This window comes from Candidatus Erwinia dacicola (assembly GCF_001756855.1).
Classification (GTDB): Bacteria; Pseudomonadota; Gammaproteobacteria; order Enterobacterales; family Enterobacteriaceae; genus Erwinia; species Erwinia dacicola.
In genome coordinates this window covers 1-11,258 of the sequence record NZ_MAYS01000103.1, presented here as the reverse complement: position 1 = coordinate 11,258, position 11,258 = coordinate 1, and the positions used below count along the sequence as shown (strand labels likewise).

Annotated in this window: 7 protein-coding genes and 3 pseudogenes; 4 read left to right on the top strand and 6 right to left on the bottom strand. The window is 56.5% G+C overall.

Annotated features, from left to right (window positions below; translation table 11 throughout):
- Positions 1 to 472, top strand: a pseudogene (locus BBW68_RS03075) (IS3 family transposase); the annotation flags it as partial.
- 328 nt (positions 473 to 800) lie between these two features.
- On the opposite strand, the gene hslU reads toward BBW68_RS03075, so the two are convergent.
- The 5 genes and pseudogenes from hslU to priA all read right to left on the bottom strand — a co-directional run bounded on the left by hslU (position 801) and on the right by priA (position 7,195).
- Complete coding sequence (gene hslU / locus BBW68_RS03070; protein ID WP_070133959.1) at positions 801 to 2,135, bottom strand: HslU--HslV peptidase ATPase subunit; 1,335 nt, start codon at positions 2,133 to 2,135, stop codon at positions 801 to 803.
- Between the two features lie 3 nt (positions 2,136 to 2,138).
- Complete coding sequence (gene hslV, locus BBW68_RS03065) at positions 2,139 to 2,678, bottom strand: ATP-dependent protease subunit HslV (RefSeq protein ID WP_070133958.1); 540 nt, start codon at positions 2,676 to 2,678, stop codon at positions 2,139 to 2,141.
- Between the two features lie 80 nt (positions 2,679 to 2,758).
- Complete coding sequence (gene ftsN / locus BBW68_RS03060; protein ID WP_070133957.1) at positions 2,759 to 3,652, bottom strand: cell division protein FtsN; 894 nt, start codon at positions 3,650 to 3,652, stop codon at positions 2,759 to 2,761.
- 158 nt (positions 3,653 to 3,810) lie between these two features.
- Positions 3,811 to 4,791 (bottom strand): annotated as a pseudogene (cytR, locus tag BBW68_RS03055) (DNA-binding transcriptional regulator CytR).
- Between the two features lie 202 nt (positions 4,792 to 4,993).
- Positions 4,994 to 7,195, bottom strand: coding sequence for a primosomal protein N' (gene priA / locus BBW68_RS03050; RefSeq protein WP_070133956.1), 2,202 nt, complete (start codon positions 7,193 to 7,195; stop codon positions 4,994 to 4,996).
- 217 nt (positions 7,196 to 7,412) lie between these two features.
- Between priA and rpmE the strand changes: the two genes are divergently transcribed.
- A complete protein-coding gene (rpmE, locus tag BBW68_RS03045) occupies positions 7,413 to 7,625 on the top strand; it encodes a 50S ribosomal protein L31 (RefSeq protein WP_048914285.1) in 213 nt (70 codons plus the stop codon).
- A 315-nt stretch (positions 7,626 to 7,940) separates the two neighbouring features.
- Here the strand turns inward: rpmE and metJ are convergent, their stop codons facing one another.
- Positions 7,941 to 8,258: a met regulon transcriptional regulator MetJ gene (metJ, locus tag BBW68_RS03040; protein WP_070133955.1), complete on the bottom strand. Its 318-nt coding sequence runs from the start codon at positions 8,256 to 8,258 to the stop codon at positions 7,941 to 7,943.
- 241 nt (positions 8,259 to 8,499) lie between these two features.
- Here metJ and metB point away from each other — a divergent pair, with 241 nt between their 5' ends.
- Positions 8,500 to 9,660 (top strand): cystathionine gamma-synthase, encoded by a 1,161-nt coding sequence (gene metB / locus BBW68_RS03035; protein WP_070133954.1) that lies wholly within the window; start codon positions 8,500 to 8,502, stop codon positions 9,658 to 9,660.
- A gap of 2 nt (positions 9,661 to 9,662) precedes the next feature.
- A pseudogene (gene metL, locus BBW68_RS03030) lies at positions 9,663 to 11,210 on the top strand (bifunctional aspartate kinase/homoserine dehydrogenase II); the annotation flags it as partial.
- Between the last annotated feature and the right edge of the window lie 48 nt (positions 11,211 to 11,258).

The following is an 11,258-nucleotide window of genomic DNA, read 5'->3' as shown; positions in this document are numbered from 1 at the left end:
TGTGTCGCGTGCGCAGCTGTCGCTCTGTATTCACCGACCGTCAGACTGGCAGGACAGACGTCGTCGGCGGTATCATGACGATGAGGTGCTTATAGCCCAGATAGTGAAACACATCGCTGAACTATCAACCTACGGATACCGCAGGGTCTGGGCGCTTCTGCGCAAGGAAAACGAAGATGAGGGAGCAGAAACAGTGAATGTCAAAAGGGTTTACAGAGTGATGCGCGATAATCATCTGCTTCTGGAGAGAAAAGGGGCAGCAGCGGAGCCTCGTTCTCATAACGGTAAAGTGGCAGTGGCGCAAAGTAACCAGCGATGGTGCTCAGATGGCTTTGAGTTCAACTGCGATGACGGCGATAAGTTGCGGGTCACGTTCACTCTGGACTGCTGCGACCGGGAAGCGCTGGACTGGATAGCCACGAATGGAGGCTATACCAGTGATATCGTAAAAGACGGCATGATGAACAGCGTCACGGAGCTTGAAGTCATTCGAATAATTTTTACGAGGTTCTTTTCGCCAGGATTGGGTTTCCATACTTAGATGTCCGTCTGTAACATGTGAGCGTCTAAGTTACCCGCACTGGCTTAATGGCTAAATACGGCGCTGGCTTTACGCTTACGTTTTCCATAGTGGGTTGCACCTCCGATCCGCGACAGGTCGAGTCCGGCAAATGCGAATGCCAGAGCGGGTTCGGCGGGCAGTTTACGCGCGACGGCGGCAGGAAGAGTTAATCTAGGTCAAGGTGCAGGCAGGCAGGATAAAAAAATCCCGGCAGGTGCCGAGATGAGGGGAGCAGGGATTACAGGATAAAGCGGCTGAGGTCTTCGTCGGCTACCAGTTCATCCAAGTGCTTGCTGACGTATTCGGCATCGATAGTGAACGACTGCCCGGTCAGGTCGCTGGCATCGTAGGAGATCTCCTCCATCAGACGCTCCAGCACGGTGTGCAGGCGGCGCGCACCGATGTTCTCAGCGGTTTCATTAACCTGCCATGCGGCGGCGGCGATTTTGCTGATGCCGTCTTCGGTGAAGTTAATCTCCACGCCTTCAGTGTTCATCAGCGCTTTGTACTGCACGGTGATCGAAGCGCTTGGTTCGGTGAGGATACGCTCGAAATCGTGTGTGGTCAGCGCTTGCAGCTCAACGCGGATCGGCAGACGGCCCTGCAGCTCAGGGATCAGGTCAGACGGGCTGGCAACCTGGAATGCGCCGGAGGCGATAAACAGGATGTGGTCAGTTTTCACCATGCCGTGCTTGGTCGATACGGTACAGCCTTCTACCAGCGGTAGCAGGTCGCGCTGTACGCCTTCGCGGGAGACGTCCGGGCTGGAGGATTCGCCGCGCTTACACACTTTATCGATCTCATCAATAAACACAATACCGTGCTGCTCGACCGCATCGATGGCTTCCTGCTTCAGCTCTTCCTGGTTGACCAGCTTCGCCGCTTCTTCTTCAATCAGCAGCTTCATCGCTTCTTTGATTTTCAGCTTGCGCGGTTTCTGTCTCTGGCCGCCGAGGTTCTGGAACATCGACTGCAGCTGGCTGGTCATCTCTTCCATACCGGGAGGCGCCATGATCTCCACGCCGTTGGCCGATACAGCGGCTAGATCGATTTCGATCTCTTTGTCATCCAGCTGGCCTTCGCGCAGCTTTTTACGGAATGACTGGCGCGAAGCAGACGGTTCCGCGGATGTTTCGTTCTGGCCCCAGTTGTTTTTAGCCCGTGGGATCAGCACGTCAAGAATACGCTCTTCCGCCATCTCTTCGGCGCGGTAGCGGTTTTTCTCAATAGCCTGAGAACGCACCATTTTCAGCGCAGAATCGGTCAAATCGCGGATAATCGAATCAACTTCTTTACCGACATATCCTACTTCAGTGAATTTGGTGGCTTCAACTTTAATAAACGGCGCGTTGGCTAGTTTCGCTAGGCGGCGGGCAATTTCGGTTTTACCGACGCCGGTCGGGCCGATCATCAGAATATTTTTTGGGGTCACTTCATAACGCAGCTCTTCATCAAGCTGCATACGGCGCCAGCGGTTACGCAGGGCGATGGCCACGGCCCGCTTTGCGCCATCCTGACCAATTATAAATCTATTCAGTTCGCTGACAATCTCGCGCGGAGTCATAGCAGACATAAATTAGGATCCTTTCGCTTTAGACGGTAGTGATTCGATGGTGAGATTGTGGTTGGTATAGATGCAGATATCACCTGCAATACCGAGTGCTTTTTCTACAATATCCTGTGCGCCGATGTCGGTATTTTCCAGCAGCGCACGAGCTGCGGCCTGAGCGTAAGGACCGCCCGAACCGATGGCAACGAGGTCATTTTCTGGCTGGATAACGTCACCGTTGCCGGTAATGATCAGCGAGGCGTTTTCGTCGGCTACGGCCAGCAGCGCTTCGAGCTTGCGCAGCATACGGTCGGTGCGCCAGTTTTTTGCCAGCTCAACGGCCGCTTTCACTAGGTGGCCTTGGTGCATTTCCAGTTTGCGTTCAAAAAGTTCAAATAGGGTGAAGGCATCTGCGGTACCGCCAGCAAAACCGGCAATGACTTTGTGATTGTAGAGACGACGCACTTTTTTGACGTTGCCTTTCATTACGGTATTGCCGAGGGTAGCCTGACCATCACCGCCAATTACTACTTGGTCATTGCGTCGTACACTTACTATTGTTGTCACGGGCAGACCCCTTGTTGCAGTCGGAAGATGACCCCGCACTGCTTGTGCGGGGCGCTGATGCAATCAGATATGGGGCGGGATTAGAGGGTTTCAACCCCCACAGAGAGAGGAATACAATTTGAGTGACCGGAACCGCGCAGGCGTTTCAGGGTGCTGTCGACTCCGCTGCGGTTGTTATACGGCCCCATCACCACGCGATTCCAGCCGCCGCCGGTAGTAATACGGCTTTCAAAACCTTCGAAGGCCAGCTGGGCGCGAATGGATTGCGCCTGCTCGGTCCCTTTGAACGATCCACACTGCACCATCCAGCGCTGACCGTTGATTTTTTCGGCCTTTTTCGGCTTAGTTTCCACTTTCGGCGCGGCAGCAGTAGTTTCCTGCTTCAGCTGCTGGCGCACCGGCCCATGCGTGACCGGAGTAATTGGCGCGGCGGGCTGCTGTGCTTGCTGCGGCTGAGTGCGAACCGGCTGCTGTGGCATGCGCGACTGTTGCTGCAGCTGGGTTTGCTGCTGGCGCTGCGCCGGGATCTGCTCATTCCACGGCACTTCGTTGAGCTGGGTCGGCTGGTGTCGCATATCGGCCTGCATCTGGTCAAGCAGATGGCGCTGTTCGTCGGTTAACTGCGTTTGCGAGTGCGCTTCGCCGCCCGATGTCGGCTCGGTCGGCGTCGGTACGCCGAGCTGACGATTTTCCAGTTCTTTGATGTAGCGCCAGCGCTCTTCCGGCTTCGGCGGCAGTCCGTTGCCAGTGGCTTTATGATCGGGAATAACCGGCATATCAACCGGCACATCTTCTTTTTTATGATGCGCGATAAACCACAGCCCACCAATAAAGGTGACCAGAACGGCAACTGCCAGCACTACCATGATTTTTGGTACATCGGATCCACTGCTGCGCTTCTTGCTGCGACTGTCGGTCTTTTTGCGACGAGTCCCTGTCGAACGCCCGCGGCCTACATAATCTTTTTGTGCCACTATCGTTCCGCTAATAATCAATGAAGGTAAGGCCGGGCAGAAAGCATGGGGGACGGGTGCCCGGTTATAGCCTGCCATGTTACTCAAGGGCCGGAAGTTTGACCAGCAGCGATATGTCTAAGAATATGCTTGCTGATTCTACTCCAGCCGCACCAAGGTTAGTCCTCATCGCGCAGTGAGGGGGCGGTGCTGCCGCGAATTTTCAGTTCAAAATCCAGTAGCCGCGAGCCGTTACTCACCATCTTGCTTTATAACTGCTCCAGCAAGAGTAGCATAGCTTCGCGACCAATGTTGAAGCGCGGCTGGGCGACGGTGGTGAGCTGTAGCGCGACAGCTCAATATCATCAAAGCCAATCAGTGAGATATCTTGCGGCACGCGCAGGCCCATATTCTTCGCCTGCGCCATGGCGCCAGGCGCAATGATATCGCTGTGGCAGAACAGCGCGTCGGGCGGTTTAGGCAGGCTCATCAGATGTTTCATCGCCTGTGAACCAGCATCGAAACTAAATTTACCGCGCACGATATATTGCGAATTAACCGAGATGCCGTGACGGCGCAGCGCCTGGATGTAGCCCTGCAGGCGATGCTGGCACAGCAGCATATCATCCGGTCCGGCAATGCAGGCGATGCGGCGAGGTTGTCGACGTATACCGTCCGCAGCTCCAGCTCCGGCGCGAACTCGTTGGTCATCGCCACCGGCGGCAGGTTGCGCTGCTCCTCGACGCCCGTTTCAAACGGCACGCTGGAACAGCGTAGCACCATGCCATCAATCTGCCGGGTCAGCATCAGGTTAAGGAAAGATTTTTCCTGCTGATTCTGGTGGACACAGTCGCCAATCAGAACCAGATAGCCTTCGGATGCCGCCACCACTTTGATGCCGCGAATAATTTCACTTAAAGAACGGGGCACATGTCCGGCACGATCACCAGCACGTCGCGTGACTCGCTGCGTTACGAGCTGTTCGTCATTGAGTGGGAGGAGTAACCAACGGCGATCACCGCCTGTTCTACTTTATAACGCGCCGCCTCAGAGACCTTTCCCGGATTCATCAGCGCGCGGGAGACGGTTGCTGTCGATATGCCTGCGTGTTTAGCCACGTCCTTCATGGTCGCCACTGTTGTCTCTTGATTGTGCCCCAACGCTTTTCTCCTCACGCCAGGTTGAACTGACCAACTGATGACGATTTTTATGGCAGTAATGACGTTTACCGCGAACCGAGCGGATAACTCTGCATTCTTAACAGATCTAACGACGTGCTGTTACTTAATTTGCATGAAAACTGTGACTTGTGCGACTTTTTTCGATCTACCGCATAACTTTGCCACGCAATCGGTTACGTTCTCAGCTTTCGTTCGGGTCGATATCCAGCGTCCATTTGACTTTGCGCGCCTGCGTCAGGGTGTTAATCAGCGGCAGGCTGGATTTGATAAGCCGCTGCAATACGGCGCGGGAAGGGTGTTGTAACAGCAGCTGCCAGCGGTAGCGACCGCTGCGTTTTGCCTGCAGTGCTGGCACCGGGCCCATCACCCAAAACGATTCATCATTCAGCGGGCTGGCTTCCAGCAGATTACGCAGCTGCTGCAGAAACAGGCTGGCCTGCTGATTATCATAGTCTTCGGCGCGGAACAGCGCATGGCTGGTAAACGGCGGCAGCAACACGCTGCTGCGCTCGCTCAGCGCCTGATGGGCAAAGGCATCGTAGCCCTGATGCAGCAGGGTTTGCAGCAGCGGGTGCTCAGGGTGGTGGGTTTGCAACAGCACCTCCCCCTGCTTGCCTGCGCGCCCGGCACGGCCAGCGACCTGCACGTAAAGTTGGGCGAAGCGCTCCGCCGAGCGGAAGTCGGCGGAAAACAGCGCGCCGTCAACGTCGAGCAGCGACACCAGGGTGACGTCCGGGAAGTGGTGGCCTTTCGCCAGCATCTGGGTGCCGACCAGAATACGCGCACCGCCGCGATGCACCTCCGCCAGCTGCTGCTCCAGCGCGCCTTTACGACTGGTGGTATCGCGGTCGATACGCGTCAGCGGCACATCGGGCAACAGCGCGCCGATGTTGTGCTCCAGCTGTTCCGTCCCCAACCCGACCGGCACCAGATGGGTGGAGCCGCACTGCGGGCACTGATACGGCACCGGGCGCTGGCTGGCGCAGTGGTGGCAGCGCAGCTGACGCTGATGCTGGTGCAGGGTGTAATAGCGATCGCAGCGCTGGCATTCGGCTATCCAGCCGCACTCGTGGCACAGCAGGGTGGGGGAAAAGCCGCGCCGGTTGAGGAACAGCAGCACCTGATTATCTGCTTTCAGATGCTGGCCGATTTTTTTGATCAGCATCGGTGACAGTCCGCCCTGCAGCTTCACGCCCTTCAGGTCGACCAGCAGCTGAGTGGCTTTGGTGGCGTTCCCGGCGCGCTTGCTGAGGCTGAGCTGGCGATATTTCCCTAGCTGAACGTTATGCAGTGTTTCCAGTGCCGGGGTGGCAGAACCCATCACAATCGGAATGTTTTCCTGATGCGCGCGAAATACCGCCAGGTCACGGGCATGATAGCGCCAGCCTTCCTGCTGCTTATAGGAGCTGTCGTGCTCCTCATCAATAATGATTGCGCCGAGGCGGGCAAACGGCGTGAACAGCGAGGAACGGGTGCCGATGACGATCGCCGTCTCGCCGCCGCGCGCGCGCAGCCAGACGTCTAGGCGCTCGCTGTCATTTAAACCGGAGTGCAGCACGTCGACCGGGGCATTGAAACGCTCGCGGAAGCGGGCAATAGTCTGGGGCGTCAGGCCGATTTCCGGCACCATCACCAGCGCCTGACGGCCGCTCGCCAGAATATTTTCCAGCATGCTGAGGTAGACTTCGGTTTTGCCGGAGCCGGTGATGCCTGCCAGCAGCCACGCGGAGAAGCAGTCGTCGGCGCAGCGAATTGCCCCGGCCGCCGTGGCCTGCTCGGTATTCAGGCGCAGGCGTTCGCCATTGACGGCATAGCTGTTGCGCCAGTCCTCCCGGGCGCGCTGCTGCGGACGCAGTTCACACAGCCCTTTGGCATGCAGCGCCTGTAGCGTCGCTTCGGTGATGTCGTGCTGGCTGATTTCGTGACGATACAGAGGACGGTTGCGCAGGGTGGCCAGTGCCTGCTGCTGCTTTGGCGCGCGCTTCAGGCTTTCCGGCGCGGTGGCCTTGCCTTCTTCGGTGATCACCCACTGCCACAGCGGCGCTTCTTCCGCCGCTTTACCCTGGCGCAGCAGCACCGGCATGGCGTGGGACAGCACTTCACCCAGCGGAAAGTGATAGTAATCGGCCGCCCACAGCAGGATCCGCCACAGCGAAGCCGGGTAGAGCGATTCGCTGTCCAGAACCTCAAGCACGTGCTTCATCTGGTCGAGCGGGAAGTCGCTGTGTTCGACAATCGCCACCACCACGCCGGTTGCTTTACGCTTGCCGAACGGCACGGTCACTCGCCCACCGACCACGGCATGGTTGATAAGGTGGGGAGGCAACAGATAGTCAAAGTTGTGGGCAAGCGGAACGGGTAGCGCGATCTGAACAACGGGCATGGATTCATCCGGGTGAAAAATTAGGCCAGTTAGTGTACACTGAGTCTTCCTCAATGTGCGGATCCGATTGCGGTGTGTGGTTAATCTCTGTATGGTTCGCCTCCGTTGGTACGGCATTTTGGTATCAACTTTACTTGAAACATTAATCTTCGTGTGGTGCCGGTGCAGGAGCTATCCTAGCGCGGGAGAGCGACACGGCCTTAACTGAGGTTTTCCCATGAAAAAAGGTATTCACCCTAATTACGCTGAAGTTACTGCTAAATGTTCTTGCGGTAACGAAATCAAAACTCGCTCTACCGTGGGTCACGACCTGAACTTGGACGTGTGTGGTAACTGCCACCCGTTCTACACTGGCAAGCAGCGTGATGTTGCTACCGGTGGTCGTGTTGACCGCTTCAACAAGCGTTTCAGCATCCCCGGCGCTAAATAAGCACCCGGTAAAATGTAGGGAAAAACCCAGCTTCGGCTGGTTTTTTGTGCCTGACGATCGTGGCGCGCTGGCGTGTTCCAGCACGTCCTGCCAGCTTTTCTGATAGAAAGATTCGCCATCATTATTAAAAGCGGCGGCAGCATTAAGCTGGTGGAGCATACGGTAGCAAGCGACAACGTGTCGTTGAGCGGATAGTAATGGCGAGGGGGAACTGGGGATGGTACAGACCATCGTGGCTATCTGGCAATCCGGTTAGGCCGGGCATCCAATACTGAATTAGGTGCCCGACTGGATAACCGAATAACTTGCAGGCGCTTAGTATTCCCAGGTATCGGGATCGACGCCCATTTCCCGCATGATGGCTTTTGCTTCTTCGGGTATTTCGTCGCCGCGCTCTTTCCGCAGGTCAATATCATCCGGCAGTGGTTGTCCGGTAAATGCATGCAGAAACGCTTCGCACAGCAGTTCGCTGTTGGTGGCATGACGCAAGTTGTTAACCTGACGGCGCGTGCGCTCATCGGTCAAAATCTTCAGAACCTTCAACGGGATGGATACCGTGATTTTTTTAACCTGCTTGCTTTTCTTTCCGTGTTCAGCGTAAGGACTGATATATTCGCCGTTCCACTCAGCCATGGGCTACCTTAATTAATTAAATTGGAAATACCGAAATTCGGCTAATTATGCCCGAAGTTTGTCGCCATCACATAGAAATGGCACAACTTTCTCTGGGGGATATCGACATAATTCGGGCGGTTATTGCCGCACTGTTCAATCTATACGCAAAGACATTTGGATGTCCAGATGTATTGACGTCTATACTCGCCCGATTTACTCTATAACACTTCTCTTATTATCCAGCAGGAACTTGTGCACCGTGACGTGTAAACATGCAACCATCGCAGTACGCAGCGGTTTGAATGATGACGAGCAATATGGCTGCGTTGTCCCCCCGATCCACCTATCCAGCACCTATAACTTTACCGATTTCAACGAGCCGCGTGCGCATGACTACTCGCGGCGCGGCAACCCGACCCGCGATGTGGTGCAGCGTGTGCTGGCGGAGCTGGAAGGCGGTGCCGGGGCGGTGATGACCAATACCGGGATGTCGGCGATCCACCTAGTGTGTACCGTGTTCCTGAAGCCAGGTAACCTGCTGGTCGCTCCGCACGACTGCTACGGCGGCAGCTACCGCTTGTTCGACAGCCTGAGCAAACGCGGCGCGTATCGCGTGAAGTTTGTCGATCAAGGTAACGAAGCGGCGCTGCAGGCGGCGCTGGATGAGAAACCAAAGCTGGTGCTGATTGAAACCCCAAGCAACCCGCTGCTGCGCGTGGTGGATATTACCGCTATCTGTCAGGCTGCCTCTGCGGAGGGCGCGATTAGCGTAGTGGATAACACCTTCCTCAGCCCGGCGTTGCAGAGCCCGCTGGCGCTGGGTGCGGATCTGGTAATCCACTCCTGTACCAAATACCTTAACGGCCATTCGGATGTGGTGGCAGGCGCGGTCATTGCGAAAGATCCGCAGCACGTGACCGAACTCGCTTGGTGGGCCAATAATATTGGCGTCACTGGAGCGGCTTTTGACAGCTATCTGCTGCTGCGCGGTCTGCGTACTCTGACACCGCGCATGGCAGCTGCACAGCGTAACGCGCTGGCGATTGTTGATTATCTGAAGCAACAACCGCTGGTGAAAAAGTTGTATCATCCGTCACTGCCGGAAAATGCAGGCCATCAGTTTGCAGTACGTCAGCAAAAAGGTTTCGGCGCGATGTTAAGTTTTGTGTTTGACGGTGACGAAGCTGCGCTGCGTCGTTTCCTTAAAGCGCTGGAATTATTTACCTTGGCGGAATCGCTGGGCGGCGTGGAAAGCCTGATTTCCCACACGGCGACCATGACCCATGCGGGCATGTCGGCAGAGGCGCGTGCGGCGGCAGGCATTTCCGAAACGCTGCTGCGCATCTCGGTGGGAATTGAAGATCACGAAGATTTAATCGCCGATCTGGATAATGCATTCCAAGTAGCGGTCAAGAGGTAAGCATAAGTCATTCAGCAGTGGCAGGGGCGTTGGGGACACGGCAGTTGCATAAATTTGGTGGCAGTAGTCTGGCCGGTGCCAAATGCTCCCAGCGAGTTGCCGGGATTATGGCGGAGTATAGCCAACCGGGCAACCTGATGGTGGTTTCGGCAGCGGGCAGTACCACTAAGCAGCTAATCAGCTGGCTGAAGCTTAGCCAGAGCGACCGGTTATCTGCGCACCAGGTGCAGCAGGCTCTGCGTCGTTATCAAAGCGAACTGATCAGCAGCCTGCTGCCACTCGAGACGGCTGCCCCGATGATTGCTGAATTTATTCATGACTTGGAAAAACTGACCGCGCTGCTGGACGGTATCATCACCGAGGCAGTTTATGCTGAAGTGGTGGGGCACGGTGAGATTTGCTCGGTATGCCTGATGGCTTCCGTCCTTGCCCGGCGCGATATCGACGCCAGTTGGCTGGATGAGCGCCGCTTCCTGCGCGCTGAACGTGGCGCACAGCCGCAGGTGGATGAAGAAAAATCCGCCCCGCTGCTGCAACAGCTGATGGTGCCTCGCGCAGCGCAGCGCCTGGTCGTCACGGGGTTTATCTGTGCTAATAACGCAGGTGAAACGGTGTTGTTAGGGCGCAACGGCAGTGACTACTCCGCCATGCAGATCGGTGCGCTGGTGGGCGTGTCGCGCGTTACCATCTGGAGCGATGTCGCCGGGGTTTACAGCGCGGATCCGTGCAAAGTGAAAGATGCCTGCCTGCTGCCTCTGCTGCTCCTGGATCAAGCCAGCGAGCTGGCGCGCCTCTCAGCCCCGGTGTTGCACACCCGCACATTGCAGCCGGTTTCCGGCAGCGATATCGATCTACAGCTGCGCTGCAGCTATACGCCTGACGAAGGTTCTACCCGCATTGAACGCGTGCTGGCTTCCGGCACCGGCGCGCGTATTGTTACCAGCCACGATGATGTCTGCCTGATTGAGTTTCAGCTCCCGGTGCCGCATGATTTTGCCGCGATGCACAAAGAGATCGACCATTTATTGAAGCGCACGCAGATGCGCCCGCTGGCAACTGGCGTGCATCCTGATCGTAATCTGCTGCAGCTGTGTTACACCTTGGAAGTGGTGAACAACGCGCAGACCCTGCTGGAGGATTCGGCGCTGCTAGGTCGTTTACAGCTGCACAATGGCATGGCGATGGTCGGCGCGGGCGTCTGCCGTAACCCGCAGCACAGCCACCGTTTCTGGCAGCAGATGAAAGATCAGCTGGTGGAGTTTATCTACCAGTCGCAGGAGGGCATCAGCTTGGTGGTAGTGCTGCGCGTTGGGCCAACCGAACATCTGATCCGTGATCTGCACCAGACGCTGTTCCGCGCTGAGAAGCAGATTGGCCTAGTGCTGTTTGGCAAAGGCAATATCGGTTCACGCTGGCTGGAGCTGTTCGCACGCGAGCAAAAGACCATTTCTGCGCGCGCCGGTTTTGAATATATCTTAGCCGGGATGGTGGACAGCCGTCGCAGTCTGCTGAGCTATGATGGTCTGGATGCCAGACGGGCGCTGGCGTTCATGGTTAGGAGATTGAGTCGCCACTTCTGAGAGCGCCTAACCATGAAT